The sequence below is a fragment of the Azospirillum sp. B4 genome, assembly GCF_000333275.1.
Taxonomy (GTDB): Bacteria; Pseudomonadota; Alphaproteobacteria; order Azospirillales; family Azospirillaceae; genus Nitrospirillum.
Window position 1 is genome coordinate 1 of the sequence record NZ_BACU01000659.1, and the last position, 15250, is coordinate 15250.

Annotated in this window: 10 protein-coding genes and 1 pseudogene; 3 read left to right on the top strand and 8 right to left on the bottom strand. The window is 64.1% G+C overall.

What is annotated here, in order from left to right; translation table 11 throughout:
* Nucleotides 1-689 (top strand): annotated as a pseudogene (locus I55_RS29900) (hypothetical protein); the annotation flags it as partial.
* Between the two features lie 6 nt (nucleotides 690-695).
* On the opposite strand, the gene I55_RS35140 reads toward I55_RS29900, so the two are convergent.
* Nucleotides 696-2276, bottom strand: coding sequence for a DUF262 domain-containing protein (locus tag I55_RS35140; RefSeq protein WP_199902772.1), 1581 nt, complete (start codon nucleotides 2274-2276; stop codon nucleotides 696-698).
* Between the two features lie 190 nt (nucleotides 2277-2466).
* Here I55_RS35140 and I55_RS29905 point away from each other — a divergent pair, with 190 nt between their 5' ends.
* Complete coding sequence (locus tag I55_RS29905) at nucleotides 2467-2919, top strand: SgcJ/EcaC family oxidoreductase (protein WP_044564374.1); 453 nt, start codon at nucleotides 2467-2469, stop codon at nucleotides 2917-2919.
* Between the two features lie 44 nt (nucleotides 2920-2963).
* Here the strand turns inward: I55_RS29905 and I55_RS29910 are convergent, their stop codons facing one another.
* The 4 genes from I55_RS29910 to I55_RS29925 all read right to left on the bottom strand — a co-directional run bounded on the left by I55_RS29910 (nucleotide 2964) and on the right by I55_RS29925 (nucleotide 7393).
* The gene (locus tag I55_RS29910) at nucleotides 2964-3416 is read right to left on the bottom strand and encodes a hypothetical protein (protein WP_148294051.1); all 453 of its coding nucleotides are present in this window, start codon (nucleotides 3414-3416) and stop codon (nucleotides 2964-2966) included.
* 149 nt (nucleotides 3417-3565) lie between these two features.
* Nucleotides 3566-4207: a GntR family transcriptional regulator gene (locus tag I55_RS29915; protein ID WP_044563884.1), complete on the bottom strand. Its 642-nt coding sequence runs from the start codon at nucleotides 4205-4207 to the stop codon at nucleotides 3566-3568.
* A gap of 91 nt (nucleotides 4208-4298) precedes the next feature.
* The gene (locus tag I55_RS29920) at nucleotides 4299-5816 is read right to left on the bottom strand and encodes a glycoside hydrolase family 27 protein (protein ID WP_049974641.1); all 1518 of its coding nucleotides are present in this window, start codon (nucleotides 5814-5816) and stop codon (nucleotides 4299-4301) included.
* Nucleotides 5813-7393 carry an alpha-N-arabinofuranosidase gene (locus I55_RS29925; RefSeq protein WP_083901539.1) on the bottom strand — a complete coding sequence of 527 codons (1581 nt, stop codon included), beginning with the start codon at nucleotides 7391-7393 and terminating at the stop codon, nucleotides 5813-5815. The genes I55_RS29920 and I55_RS29925 overlap by 4 nt, the downstream gene beginning before the upstream one ends.
* Before the next feature lie 113 nt (nucleotides 7394-7506).
* On the opposite strand from I55_RS29925, the gene I55_RS29930 reads away from it, so the two are divergent.
* Nucleotides 7507-9270 (top strand): hypothetical protein, encoded by a 1764-nt coding sequence (locus I55_RS29930; protein WP_252181369.1) that lies wholly within the window; start codon nucleotides 7507-7509, stop codon nucleotides 9268-9270.
* A gap of 72 nt (nucleotides 9271-9342) precedes the next feature.
* Here the strand turns inward: I55_RS29930 and I55_RS29935 are convergent, their stop codons facing one another.
* The 3 genes from I55_RS29935 to araD1 form a co-directional block, all read right to left on the bottom strand.
* Nucleotides 9343-10758: an amino acid permease gene (locus tag I55_RS29935; protein WP_044564376.1), complete on the bottom strand. Its 1416-nt coding sequence runs from the start codon at nucleotides 10756-10758 to the stop codon at nucleotides 9343-9345.
* 250 nt (nucleotides 10759-11008) lie between these two features.
* On the bottom strand, nucleotides 11009-13975 hold the full coding sequence (locus I55_RS29940; protein ID WP_252181370.1) for a TonB-dependent siderophore receptor: 2967 nt from the start codon (nucleotides 13973-13975) through the stop codon (nucleotides 11009-11011).
* Between the two features lie 274 nt (nucleotides 13976-14249).
* Complete coding sequence (gene araD1, locus I55_RS29945; protein WP_049974642.1) at nucleotides 14250-15233, bottom strand: AraD1 family protein; 984 nt, start codon at nucleotides 15231-15233, stop codon at nucleotides 14250-14252.
* Nucleotides 15234-15250: the final 17 nt, after the last annotated feature.

Below are 15250 nucleotides of genomic sequence, written 5' to 3' on the forward strand. Positions count from 1 at the left end.
TGGCGCTGGCCCAGGCCGGGCACCGCGTCATCATGCACGGCAGCAACGCCTTCACCCAGGGCCGCGACGTGCCCGACGCCCTGGGCGAGCTGGGCCTGCGCCCGGCGACCAGCCGCGAGGACGCCAAGGCCCTGGTGGCCGAAACCGGCTTCGCCTACCTGCCGCTGTCGGCCTTCAGTCCGGAGTTGGACCGCCTGCTGAACCTGCGCCACCTGCTGGGCCTGCGCAGCCCCATCAACACCGTCTGCCGCCTGCTGGACCCGTTCGACACCCGCGCCGCCGTCGACGGCGTCTTCCACCCGCCCTACATCGACCTGCACCTGGGCGTCGCCCAACGCCTGAACCGCCCCCGCCTGGTGGTGGTCAAGGGCGGCGGCGGCGAGGTGGAACGCAACCCCGCCAAGCCCACCACCGCCTATGTCCAGGTGGGCGCCGAGCGCCAGGAGCTACCCCTGCCCGCCCTGACCACGGCCAAGGCGGCGGCCCAGGGCCTGCTGCCCGTCTGGCGCGGCGAACCGGGGCGGGACGCGGAAACGGCGACGGTCATCGCCACCATTGCCCTGGGGGTGCTGGCCTTGGGGTTGGCGGATGAGCCGGCCGAGGCCGACCGGGTGGCGGCGGAGATTTGGGCGCGGCGATTGCAGAAAATCTCCATTTTGCGGCATAGCGCGGAACATATAAAATATTGATGGAACCTATACGTCAAGACCGCATAGTTTTTTTGCGGTATTTGCCAAATCAGAGGCTCGCTTTTTTGCAAATACTTCATATTTATCCTCAAATAGAAGATCAGATGCTAGGGATGATTTAATTATCGCACTAATATCTTGTGGCATAAGCATTCTATAAACTGACGGGGCGACTCCACCGAGCTTTCTATTATCCGCTCTAGATAAGAAGCATATATTAGCTAAAACATTGTCATTGATGGAATTTTGCCCGCTTTTTTTCAGAAAATCACGCGGCATCATGTGATGAAACTCCGACCGGTTGGCCGCTTTCAATGTCGCCTCAAGATCGACTGGCTGCCCAGAAATAAATGATACCGGATCTTGTGCGGCCAGCATTAGTAAGAATGTTTTGGTATTAACATTCCCCATGCCGAACGAATTCACAAGAAAATGATCATCATCAATGGAAAACGAAAAATCTCCCAGCGTCGATGGATAGCCACCTCGCAGATTCTTCATTTGGGCAATATCTGCCTTTAAATTTCTTAATACGCCAGAACTATATCTTTTCGAAAAAGACGCCCGCCAGAACCAACGATTAATTATTTTTTTCTGTTCTTCTGTGTATGAAATTTCTTTTTCATTTGAAGAGGCAAAGAAAACGGCTAATGGAACCAAGAGGGTTGTAAATGGTAAATTCGCTAGCGTCTGCGCCTTAAAATTTTTTCGAAAGTAATCTACAGCGTACTTAACACCGTTTGTCACCGCTTCAAAATTGGCTCGAACATTTGCTCCATTTAACTCCATCAGCGCTTTGGGCGAAGCATCATCTGCCAATATAGCTGAACAGCACCGAAGAAGAAGATCGGTATCACCACCAATATCAGCGAAGCCAAAAGGCTTCAATTCATCTGCCAGCTCTTCAAACTTATCGGCCAGCTGAAAATCTTCACTCCATGTCCAAGCCGACAGCAATTGCAGTGTATCAAGCTCAACACCTTGCCGATTTACCCTTTCAAATATTATGGCAACAGTAGCCTTATCATCCGTCTTTGAAACTTGCACCGGAATTTTCGTTTCTTTAAATACCGCTTGCATATCGTCAATTTTTTTAAGTACATCACCCTTGTAAGATTCCGTTGCTTTTCTGTAAGCGGTACTATCGAAGAGGGTATTTAGTGGAAAGTGCCTATCAGCAATAACTTCATCATCCCTAAGAGCCACAAACTGACTATCCTGAGCCGTGGCCTCAGCAGCAAGATCAAAATAAATATCCGTCCACTCGACTGGTAGAGTTTTTTTCATAGTTGTCTGGAAAACACCAAATATTGATGTTAGCCTTTGCTGACCATCCAAAACATAATCTACCGGATAATCTTCTTTTGGTTCCGGCAATTTAAATGGCCCTAAATCTCTATCAAATTTTAACTTCTCTTTTGTTCTCCATATCATGAGGGAACCGAATGGATAATTCTTATATATACTATCCATCAGATGAGAGACACGCTCAGCATCCCAGACAAATCCTCTCTGAAACGCTGGTATGCGCAATTGTCCACGAGTAACCATATCAACAATATCGCGAATACTTAATGATTCCATCATCTATTGAATATCCCTAAATTGGGTTTCTGTCTGTCGATACTACAATTCTTAATACACCCCTACCAAAACAATATCAAGTATGGGGATATTTTTATAGCAGCACATGCTCATCAAAAAAAACTCAATCTCCCCTGTAGCCTTCCTCCCTCATCGTTCGTCTTCCAGGCTCAACGCCCATAGGAGAAGCGATATGGAACAAGAGGTGATGAACATCCTAAACGCCTACCGCCAAGCGGCGTGGGATCGGGACGCGGAAGCGCTGCTGGCCCTCTACGCCGAGGACGCCGTAGTGTTCGACACTTGGGACAGCTGGTCCTATCCGGACCGGGCCGCCTGGGGCCAGTCGGTCAAGGCCTGGCTGGGTGGCCTGGGCGATGAACGGGTGCAGGTCACGGCGGGAAACGTGCGCGTTGTCGGCGGCGGCGACACGGCCGGCCTCAGTGCCTTCCTGACCTATACCGCCCTGTCACCGGAGGGCGCCAAGCTGCGCTCCATGCAGAACCGCCTGAGCTGGACCTTGGTGAAGCGAGATGGCGGCTGGCGCATCGCGCAGGAACACACCTCCGTCCCCATCGCGCCCGACAGCTTGATGGGGCGGCTGAGCCGGGTGTCAGAGGAGGACGGACCCAACTTGCGGAAATGACAGTGTGATGCGTACGGGTGCGGCGTCACACTTACCGCGCCCAATCACGTGAACAGGTCCTCGTATCGGTCGGTGGGATGGCCACGTACCGCCAAGGAAATCTGCGTCGCCGCAATCATGATCACGGTCGCGCATGCCAACACGCCTCCAGCATCTCGCTGAGCAAAGAGCGTCACAACCATCTCAACCACGAGAACACAACCGATACGGTGGAGGGTGCGGTCGCTGAAAGGCCCCCACCAGAAAATCCTGGCTTCCGATCGTCGCTGCTTGTTGAGGGCGGAAACGGCATTTTGGAACCGGGGGTCAAATACGCCTGAAAACAACAATGTGAGGGTGAGCGCGAAGGCCACGACGACAGCCAAAACGTTTATCCATTGCGGCCACGCCCCAAAGCAGAATGAGACGAGAACCAACAGTGCATTGGTTCCGGCAAGCGCGATCACGAGGGGCCGCAGCCGAAGTGCCAACTTCGTTGCTGGAAGGTCTTCGTTCATAAGCCGATTATTCGAGGAAATCCGGCTGCCCGCAATCCCTCATCGCCTTTCATGCCTGCCGCGCCTGCGGCACCCAGGCGATAACCGGCAGCGGCAAGGTCAGGTCTACTCCGGAGATGACATCGAAGGAGAGCCCGCAGGACTCGGCCTTAAGAGCCCAGCTCCCGCTGCAAATCCTCCAGCGTGCCCCGGATGTGGCCGGCGGTCAGCGCCTCCACCGTCGCTATGTCACGGTCCATCCACGCCTCGAACAGGGCGCGGTGCTCGTCGCGGGCGCGGCCGGCGCGGCCCTGGGGTTCCAGGTGGACGCGCACATAGCGTTCCGACAGGACGTGCAGGCGTTCCATCAACTGGCTGGTGATGCCGCCGGCCGGGCGGATCAGGGCCATGTGGAAGGCGCGGTTGAGGGTGACGTGGCCGGTGCCGGCGGTCCCCTGCTCCCGCTCCAGCGCCAGCAGCTCATCGCGGGCGTGGTCCCGGTCGGCCGGGCTGGCGCGGCGGGCGCCGTCCGCCGCCGCCCCGGGCTCCAGCTTCAGGCGCAGGGCGAACACCTCCGTCGCCTCTTCCGTCGTCAGGGTGTTCACCACATAGCCCCGGTTGGGGAAGGAGGTGACCAGGCCGTCCTGTTCCAGCCGGCTCAAGGCTTCCCGCAGGGGGATCTTGCTGATCCCCAGCTGGCTGGCGATGGCCCCCTGCTGCACCGCGGCACCTGGCGCCATGGTGCCCAGCAGGATGTGCTGCCGCACGATTTCATAGGCCTGGTCGGGCAGGCTGCGGACGATGATGCTCATGCGGCAAGTTTCATGCGGACAACGGAAGGCCTTTTCGCACGATACCATTCCCCGCGCGAAAATACCGCCGGGGACTTGTTAGCGGTACCAGTCAGCGCGTGGCCCGCAGCAGAACCACGCCGTGCGCCGGCACGGTGGGGGCGGTGTCCGGGGCGACGGAGCGGTGGGCCCACAGGTCCCGCACCCGGGGATGATCGCCCAGGCCCAGGGCCGGCCAGTCGGCGGACATCGTCACCGGCTTGTCCGTGCGGTTGAACAGGCCCACGGCCACCGACCCGTCGGCCAGCGGCCGGGTCCAGACCTCCGTCCCATCCCGCTTGCGCACCGGCAGGCCCTGGTGGCCCAGGGGGTCCTGGTCCACGGCGATGACCTCGGCATTGCCCAGCAGGGCCAGCGTCTCCCGCGTCATGGACCGCGCGTCGTTGCCCATCAGCAGGGGGGCGGCCATCATGGCCCACAGGCTGATGTGGGTGCGGTATTCCTCCACGCCCATGCCGCCGTTGCCGACCTCCAGCATGTCGGGATCGTTCCAGCCGCCGGGGCCGGTGTGGCGGGGCACGCCGTTCCTGTCGAAGCCGATGGCCGCCATGCTGGCGTAGCTGTCCTCGATATCCCCGGTGGTGCGCCACAGGTTGCCGCCAACCTCGCGCCCCCAGGCGCCCACGTCGAAGCGGCCGTATTCGCACAGGCTGTAGACGATGGGCCGGCCGGTCGCGACCAGCGCGGCCCCCATCTGCTGGTAGGTCGCCTGCACCGTCTCGGCCGTGTGGTAGAAGCCCTCACCCGAGCACAGATCGTACTTCAGGTAATCGACGCCCCATTCCGCCCAGGTGCGGGCGTCCTGCTCGACATGGCCGTAGCTGCCGGTGTAGCCGGCGCAGGTCTTGGGGCCGGGGGAGCTGTAGATGCCCAGCTTCAGCCCGCGCGCGTGGATATAGTCGGCCAGGGCCTTCATGTCCGGGAACTTGGCATTGGGGCGCAGCACGCCGTCGGCCCCCCGCTCGCCCTGCCAGCCGTCATCGATGTTGACGTAGACATAACCGGCGTCGCGCAGGCCGCTGCGCACCAGGGCGTCGGCGATCTGCCGCACCGTCGTGTCGTCGATGGCCTCGGCGAACTTGTTCCAGCTGCTCCACCCCATGGGCGGGGTGCGGGCCAAGCCGTTGCTGGGCACGTGGGCCGGGGCGGGCAGTGGATAGGTGGGGAAGTCTAGGGCCGCCATCTCCGCCGCCGTGGCGCGGTGGGCGGGCGCCTCCTGCTTCTCATACCAGACCTGGCCGGTCAGCTTCACGCCCTGGCCGTCCGGAGCCACGGTCAGGTCATAGGGCTTCAGCTTGGGATTGCCGTTGTCGATGTGGAAGACCAGGCCGTCTCCCGCCCCGGCCCCCACCGTCTTCAGGTCCAGCATGGGCAGGTCGCCATACCACTGCGACGTGATGGTGCCGTGCAGGCCATCCGCGTCCCGGCGGATGGCCATCCTGGTGAAACCGGGAAAGGACGGGGCGGCCTGGAAGACCCAGTCGCCCGTCAGGTCAGCGGCCCAGGCCTGGCCGGCGAGAAGCACGCCGGCCAGGCCCCCAAGGAAATACCCAGGAGCGGGCTTGGTCATTTCAGTTCCAGAACGACCACCGACTTGGCCGGCAGAGTCAGGCTGACCGTCTCGCCCGAGACGGTGGCGCCGCTGAACGCCGCCGGCACGATGGCCTGGGGATGGTCGAAGCTGTTGAGGCTGTTCATGGCCGGGCCGGTCAGGATGCGGCCGGTGACCTTGCCCGCCTTCAGGCCGGCCAAGGCCACCTGGACGGGTGCGGCCTTGTTGGGGTCGACATTGGTCAGGGCCAGGCGGGTGACGCCGTCGGTGCCCCGGCCGGCGGAGGCGCTGACGGCCGGGACGGTGCGTCCGCCCTGGCTGTAGTCCGGGCCGGTCACGGTCACGGGCAGGCTGGTGGCGCCCTGGAAGCCCTTGTACATGTCGAAGACATGGTAGGTGGGCGTCAGCACCATGCGCGGCCCGTCGGTCAGGATCATGGCCTGCAGCACGTTGACCATCTGGGCGATGTTGGCCATGCGCACGCGGTCGGCATGGGCGTGGAAGATGTTCAGGCTGATGGCCGCCACCACCGCGTCGCGCAGGGTGTTCTGCTGCTGCAGGAAGCCGGGATTGCTGCCGGGGGTGGGGTCGTGCCAGGTGCCCCATTCATCCACCACCAGGGCGACCTTCTTCTCCGGGTCGTACTTGTCCATGATGGCGCTGTGGTGGCTGATGTAGGTGCCGATCTGATAGGCGCCGAAGATGCTGGCGAACCATTCCGACTCATTGAAGTCGGTGGCGGAGCCCTTCACCTTCCAGGTGCCCTTGGGCACGCTGTTCAGCGAGGCCACGTCGTAATAGTGCATGGACAGGGCGTCGATGTCCTTGGCCGCCCGCGCCATGATGGTCTCGGTCCAGGCGGTGTCATCGTCGCTGGGGCCGACGGCGATGAACTTCGTCGGCTGGCCGGCGCCCGGCTTGAGGAAGGTGCGGGTCTGGCGCAGCAGGTCGGCGTAGTAATCCGCCCGCATGTTGCCGCCGCAGCCCCAGACCTCGTTGCCCACGGCGAACCAGTTCAGGGTCCACGGCTTGTCGCGGCCATTGGCCCGCCGTTCCTGAACCAGGCTGCCATGGTTGTCCGCCGTCATGTAGGCGACCCAGTCGGCCATCTCGCGCACGGTGCCGCTGCCCAGGTTGCCGTTCACATAGGTGCCGGCGCCGATCAGTTCGGAGAAATCCATGAACTCATGGGTGCCGAAGGCGTTGTTCTCCTCCACCCCGCCCCAGTTGGTGTTGACGATGACGGGCCGCCGCTCCTTGGGGCCGATGCCGTCACGCCAATGGTATTCGTCGGCGAAGCAGCCGCCGGGCCAGCGCACCACCGGGACATGCAGGGCCTTCAGCGCCTCCACCACGTCCTTGCGGTAGCCACGGATGTTGGGGATGGGGCTGTCCGGCCCCACCCAGATGCCGCCATAGATCTGCGTGCCCAGATGTTCCGCGAACTGGCCGTAGATTTCCGGCGCGATGACGGCACCGGGATGGCCGGCCTGCACGGTCACCGTGGCGGCGGGCGCGGCGGCGCGGGCGGGGGGCATGGCAAGGGCGGTGCCGGCGAGCAGGACCGCTGCGGCGACGTGGAGGGTACGGATCATTCCCTGGGGCTCTCCCTGTGGCTTTTATTAAAGTCGTATAATATTACTATCGGGCGCCCGGCCGTTTGTAAACCGCTCGTCCGCCGCGAAAGAACATATGAGGAGGAAAGCCTTTGGCCCCCATCGTTACCCGTCGCGCCTTCCTGGCCAGCGGCGCCGGCACCGCCGCGGCATTGGGCGCGACCGGCGCCACCGCCACCGCATCGGCCACGCCCAGCCCGGACCTGCGGTTGCTGACCTCCCGCACCGGTGTCTATACCCCGCCCAGGGGCGAGGCCGCGTTCCAGTTCAGCTTCGACTTTCCGGAGGCGTCGGTGCAGGTGGGGCCGCTGCTGGTGGGTTTCCGCGTGCAGACCTATGAGAACGCCTATGCTATCGACCCCACGGTCACCCGCGTGGTGCGCGACGGCGCCCACGTCACCCTGACCTGCGACGGCCTGCTGTGGGCCGGCGGGCAGGAGAAGGCGCCGGGCACGCTGGTGGCCGACTTCACGGTGGAGGCGGACGGCACGGTGCAGTGGACGGTGAAGGCCGAGGCCAAACACCCGGTGAAGTCCATCACCACCGTGGTGCGCGGCCTGCCGCGCGGCGAGGTCTCCGTCTCCGGCCAGGACTTCACCGACCTCAAGGACGATGAGAAGTCCTTCGAATATCCCAACTTCTTCCAGGGCATGGCCACGCCCCTGGCGGTGCTGAAGGGGGCGGACGGGCGGCATTACGCCCTGTCGGCCCGGCAGACGGCGGTGCGCACCTGCCGTTTCTTCTTCCAGCCGGGACCGGACGGCTATCGCGTGGAACTGATCCATGAGGGCGAGGGCTGGGCCAAGGCCACCAGCCTGACCACCCCGCCCTGGCGGGTGGGCCCGGCGGCGGATTACGCGGCAGCGGCGGGCCCCCACTTCGCCCATGTGGAAAAGGCCTACGGCATCCCGCCGCTGGCCACCCGGCCGGACATGCCGGCCTGGATGCGAGACGTCGACCTGGTGCTGAGCATCCACGGCGCGCACTGGACGGGCTATATCTTCAACGACTATGCCCGCATGCTGGAGATCCTGCGCTGGGCCGCCACGCAGATCGACCCGAAGCGGGTCATGGTCTTCCTGCCGGCCTGGGACGGCCGGTATTACTGGAACTACCCGCTGTACCAGCCCGACCCGCGCATGGGCGGGGTGGAGGGATTCCAGCGCCTGGTGATCCAGGCCCGCAAACTGGGCTTCCGCCTGGTCCCCATGTTCGGCACCAACTCCGCCAACAGGGTGTGGGAGGAGTTCAAGCAGTTCGCCGACGCCACGACGGAGCGGGTGGACGGCGACGCCTTCGACCTGAACTGGGTGGACTGGGACAACGACCGGTCGGGCGAAGGCTGGATGCCCTTCATGAACCTGGGCGTGGCGTCCTGGCGCCGCTGGCTGACGGAGCGCATCTCCGCCACCATCCGCCAGTTCGGCGTGGACGGCTATTTCCTGGACATCGCCGGTGCCGCCGTCAACAACACCAAGGCCGACATGCATGAAGGCACCCGCCTGCTGGTGGAGGAACTGGCCCGCCGCCACCCCGGCATCCCGCCGGTGGGCGAAATGCTGTACGACGCCCAGATGGCCTTCATCCCCATGAGCCATGTGACGCGCTACACCCTGATGCCGGCCGCCTGCGACAGCCACATCCGCAACTATCAGCACCTGAGCCGCCCGGCCCCCGGCCGGGGCAGCACCGGGGTGCACGAGGCCGGCTTCGGCCATTACAAGCCGGAAATCCTCCCGACCCAGCGCGCCATCCCCACCATCACCGTGGTCGACGACACCTTCACCCAGGAACGCGCCGCCATGGCCGACTACATCCGCCAGGCCAAGGCCTGGGGCGACGCGCGGCGGAAGTAAGGCCCGCGCGTCGGCAAAAGAAAAGGCCGCCGACCCGGGGGGTGGCGGCCTTTCGTTTACGGGGTCAGTCCCTTACACCGCCTTGTTCAGCAGGCTGTGACGGCGGCTGTAGGCCAGGTAGAGCACCAGGCCGATGACGTGCCAGATGGCGAAGTTGCGCAGCGTGGTGCCGGGCAGGGAGTACAGGAAGTACACGCAGCCGATCACCGCCAACGGCGCCACCACCCACACCGCCGGGCAGCGGAACAGGCGCGGCATGTCCGGCTTGGTCACGCGCAGCACCATGACGCAGACGGACACGGAGATGAAGGCCGCCAGCGTGCCGGCGTTCGACAGTTCCGCGATGGTGGCCAGCGGCAGGAAACCGCCGAACAGGGCGACGAACAGGCCGACCAGCAGGGTCACCTTCACCGGCGAGCGGCGGTCGGGCCCCAGGTCGCTGAGCGACCGCGGCAGCAGCCCGTCGCGCGACATGACGAAGAACACGCGGGTCTGGCCGAACATCATCACCAGGATGACGCTGGGCAGCGCCACGATGGCGGCGGCCCCGATGGCCCAGGCGGCGCCCGGGTGGTTCAGGCTGCGCAGGATGAAGGCCAGCGGTTCGCCACTGGCGGCAAACTCCTGGAACGGCCAGGCACCCACGGCGCAGGCGGCCACGATCATGTAGATGATGGTGGAGATGACCATGGAGCCCAGGATGCCGATGGTCAGGTCGCGGCCGGGGTTCTTCACCTCCTCCGCCGAGGTCGACACGGCGTCGAAGCCGAAGAAGGCGAAGAAGACGATGGCCGCCGCCGCCATGACGCCCCGCACATGGCCCGCGTCATCCATGTGCGAGACGAAGCCGTAGGGCATGAAGGGGGTGAAGTTCTCCGGCACCAGGCTGAACACCGTCAGGCCCACGAACACGGCCAGCGCGATGATCTTGATGGCGACCAGGGCGATGTTGACCGTGGCGCTTTCCTTGGCGCCCTTGGCCAGCAGGGCGGTGACCAGACCGGTGATGACCACGGCCGGCAGGTTGATCAGGCCGCCGGCATAGGGCCCCGCGATCAGGGAATGCGGCAGGTGTATCCCCATGCTCTCCAGCAGGCCCACCATGTAGCCGGACCAGCCCACCGCCACGGCGCTGCAGGTGACGGCATACTCCAGCACCAGGGACCAGCCGACGATCCAGGCCAGCCCCTCGCCCAGCACCGAATAGGTGTAGGTGTAGGCGCTGCCCGCGGCCGGCATCAGGGTGGCCATCTCGGCGTAGGTCAGGGCCGCGAAGGCGCAGAGTATGCCGCAGGCGGCGAAGGCCAGGATGACGGCGGGGCCGGCGCGCTCGGCACCGATGCCGGTCAGCGTGTAGATGCCGGTGCCGATGATGCCGCCAATGCCCAGCGCCACCAGGTGCGGCCAGCTGAGGGTCTTGCGCAACTGCCGGCTCTGGTCCACGTGGGCCAAAGCGTCCAACGCCTTGCGGCGCGTCCAGAACGTCATAAAGCTGTCCCCATCTATAACGTGTTGTAGCCCCCGCCGCCGGCCTTGTGCTGATCGAAGCGCCGCCCCCTTGCCCAGGGGCTGGCGTCACCGGCTGAAAGCTGTTTGGACACTGATCGGCGTGGGCGTCAACAACTTAACCGCCCTCGCCTTTTTAAACGACATTTTGTGGCGCGAAACCCCGGTTTCAGAAGAAAAAACCCCGCCCGGAGCCATCCGGGCGGGGGTATTTTCGTGAACGGACCAGGCCTTAGAACTCCACCGTCGCGCCGACGAAGATGACGCGGCCCAGCGGGTCATAGATGCCGGGGTAGGTGTTGCCGTTGCCGAACTTGCTCAGCAGGCCCGAAGCGATGGCCGGCGGATCGCGGTCCAGGATGTTGTTCACGCCGGCGCGCAGCGACAGGTAGTCGGTCATCTTATAGGTCGTCGCCAGGTCGAAGTAGCTGTACGACGGCAGCTTGGCGTTGATGCCGACATAGTCGGAGGCCAGGAACGCGTTGGCCGTGTTGCTGGACAGCGACGTCGGGCCAATGAAGCGCCAGTTGATGGACACGGTGGCCGGGATCCAGGGGCTGGACCAGGTGGTGCGCAATTGGTGGCGCCACCGCGGGTTGGGCTGGCCACACGTGGGACCGAACAGGCCGACGCAGTCATAGGACCCAAGGCCCGGCAACTGCTCCGTCTCATTGCTCAGCAGGACGCTGCCCGTCAGGTTGAAGTTCAGGTCGCCCCAATTGTGGTTGACCAGATCCTCCAGCGCCAGCTTGTACGAGATGTCCACGTCCACACCCGAGGTCTTCAGGTAGCCCGTGTTCTGGTTGGTGGATTCGACGTAGCCGTTGGCGCCGAACAGCACGCCGCCAGCGCTATTGTCGCGATGGAAAAGGCCGCAGAAGTAGGAGCTGCCGGTGGTGACGCACTGGTTGATGGCGGTCTGCGCGTCGACGCCGGCGATGTAGCCGTCAACCTTGATGTTGTAGTAGTCCAGCGTGGCGGTGAAGTTGGGGATGAAGGTGGGCGTCAGCACCACGCCGGCGGTGAAGGTGTCGGCGGTCTCGGGCTTCAGGGCGGTGTTGCCGCCACCCTGGGCCGAGCAGAGGTCGGTCGGGCATTCGGCGATATGGCCGTACTGCGCCGACGTCACGCCGGTCAGGGCGCACTGGGCCAGGGTGGCCGTGGGGTTGGTACCGGCGCACGGATCCTGCGCCGCGACGTTGCCCACGGTCTTGGGCGCGAACAGCTCGGAAATGCTGGCGGCGCGGACGGCGCGGTTGTAGCTGCCGCGCAGGCGGAAATCGCTGACCGGAGCGTACTGCAGCTCGAACTTGTAGGTGCTGACGCCGCCGTCCAGGTAGTCATACTTGGAATAGCGATAGCCGGTGTTGAACAGCAGTTCCTGCACCAGGGGCTTGTCCTGGATCAGGGGGATCTGCAGTTCGCCGTAGCCTTCATCCACGCTCAGGCTGCCGGAGGACGGCATGGTGCCCCCCTGCTGGGCCACGGCGTCGGCCTCGTACAGCAAGGTTTCCTCGCGGTGTTCGAAGCCCAGCGCGATGGCCGCGCCCTTCTTGGCCCACGGGCTCTTGATCCCGTACTGTTCCAGATCGCCGTTGATGGCCAGGCTGCCCACCTTTTCGGTCTGGGCGCCATGGGTATGGCTGGGGGAGTAGAGGTAGTTGTAACCGGCCTGGCTGATGCCGTTGTACTGGAAGACGTTGATGGGCACGCACGTCGGGTCGGTGCCGTCGATCACGGACTTGCAGGTCGGCACCCCGTTGACATTCACCACCTCAAGCGCGCGCTGCGCCTTGGTGTTGTCGACGTTGTTCAGATAGGTCTCGTTCAGGATGGCTTTCGACCACAGGAAGTTGGCGTCGTAGCTCCAGCCATCCCACACCTCGCCGCGGAAGCCACCGGTGAAGCGGTAGTCGATATGGCGCAGGTCGTCGCGACGCGGCTGGCTGCCGGGGCCGGCCAGGCGGTAGCCGATGAAGGTCTGCGCGTCGGTGGGCGTGCCGGCGGCGGTACCGCACAGGGTGCTCGCCTGGGAGGCCGACATCAGCGGGTTGTTGCAGTTGATGTTGAACGTCGTGCCCTGGAACAGCGCCGACGGGGCGGCCTGCGAGAAGGTGTGGTCGTTCATGTACATGAAGTTGCCGTAGGCTTCGATTTCCTTGGCAAATTCATAGTGCGCGGCCACGCCGCCGGTTTCGCGCTTGTCCGTACGCTGGATGTAGTTCGTGGGCGTGTAGTTGTAGGCGAAGGAACTGTCGTACGGCACCCAGGTCTTGCTGCCGTCCTTGGAATTCACCAGGTAGGAACCGGCGGTCGGCCCTGACAACGGATAGAACAGGCCGTAGACATTGTTGCTGGAGCCACCGCAGACGAAGGTGTTGGCATCCTTCAGATTCAGGTCGCAGGAGGAATAGTCGCGCTTATCCTGTGTCACCGGCATCATGTAGTGATAGCCGGCGAATAGCGTGACGTTGCCCTTCTGGCCATCGAAGTTGGTGCCGGCGGCGACGCTGACGTCCTTCTTGATGCCATCCCACACCTCATCGGGCGCCGTGGGATAGCCCTTGGCCCGAACCACCGAACGCAGGGCCTGATTACCATTGTCATGCTGCGCGATGCTGTACTGCACGTCGGCGCGAACGCCATCCAGGTTCTTGCGCAGGATGAAGTTCACCACGCCCGACACGGCATCGGAACCGTAGACCGCGGAGGCGCCGCCCGAGACCACGTCCACCCGGTCCACCATCGCGGTGGGGATGAAGTTCAGGTCGTTCATTTCCGGCGGCAGCATGCGCTGGCCGTCGATCAGCACCAGGTTACGGTTGGAACCCAGGTTGCGCAGGTTCACGCGCGCGGTGCCATCCGATCCGTTGGAGCCGTTCTCATTGGAATCGGCCATCACCTGCGGCAAGCGGTTCAGGGCGCTTTCGATGTTGGTCGTGCCTTGGTACTGCAGGTCCTGCTGCCCCACCATGGTCAGGGGGCTGGCCGTGGTCAGGTTCGCCTGCTTGATGCGCGAACCGGTGACGACGATTTCCTGCAGGTCGTCCACTGAGTCCGGCGCCGACTGGGCCAGCGCCTGGCCACCCGCCATCAAGGCCACCAGGGCGGCCCCCGCCGCCAGGGTCGCCGCCCGGCCCTGCCGTCGCGCCAACGCGCCAGCGGACCCGTGGGCGGACTTCGCATGAATCTTTCGCATTCTTATCTCCCAGACCGCGCACCCCCGTTAGTGCGCGCTGGACAACCGTCCCGCAAATGCAACCAACCTGTCAAATATCTTATATCGTATATCGTATGATTTATTCAGGGGTGTGGCACGGACGCATCAGCCGCCCGAAATAGGGCAGCTCTCTCAACAGGTTATGTGGGATTGCGAGTGGCCAACGCCAAAAGCCGCCCTCCCCGTCGGGAGGGCGGTTGCATCAAGGCCACCGGATAATCGCCCACCCCTGGAGGGTGGGATGGTGACGCGCCTACAGCGCCGTCACGGCCACCGCCTCAGCGGCCTTCACGACCAGCGGATTGCGCAGGGGCAGGCCGAAAGGGGCGGCCTCAACCTCGAACCGGTCGCCCGGCCGGGTGGTGAAGCCGTCGCTGAAGGACAGGGTGGCGGTGCCGAAATAGTGCACGTGGGCGTCGCCCGGCCGGCGGAAACCGGCGTACTTGAAGTGGTGATGCTCCAGGTTGGCCAGGCTGTGGCACATGTTGGCCTCACCCGACAGGAAGGGCTTCTCCCACACCACCTGGCCGTCGCGCACGATGCGCGTCGCCCCCCGGATGTCGTCCGGCAGCGGCCCCACCAACAGCTCCGGCCCGAAGGAGCAGGGACGCAGCTTGGAATGCGCCAGATAGAGATAGTTCTGACGCTCCGTCACATGGTCGGAAAATTCGTTGCCCAGCGCGTAGCCCAGGCGGAACGGCGTACCGTCGGGGCCGATCACGTAGAGGCCCACGATCTCCGGCTCCTCCCCGCCGTCCAGCGCGAAGGCGGGCGAGGCCAGCGGCGCCTCGGGCGCCGTGATGATGCCGCCGTCGCCCTTGAAAAACCATTCGGGTTGCGCGCCCACCCAGTCGGCACCGGCCCCGGCGGGCGGCTTGCCCCCTTCCAGGCCCAGGCGGAACATGCGCATCGAGTCGGTCTGCTTGGCGGGATCGGCCAGGTCCTTATGCATCTTGTCCCGGCCCTCGGCCGAGCCCAGGTGGGTCAGGCCCGTGCCGGTTACCAGCAGGTGGGCGGTATCGGGGTGGTCAAGCGGCGCCAGCAACCGGCCCTCGGCCACCAGGGCCGCCAAATCCACGCTGTCACCGGCGCCCGCCGCCTCGACCACCGCCGCCAGGCCCTTGCCCGCCGCGATGGCCCGCTGCGCCAGTTCATAGACGCTGGCCGCGCCCGGCACCGTGTGCGCCGGGCCATCATCCCGGCGGGCGGCGACGGCGCGGGCGCCGGTGGCGTCGATATATGGATAAGGCGCAA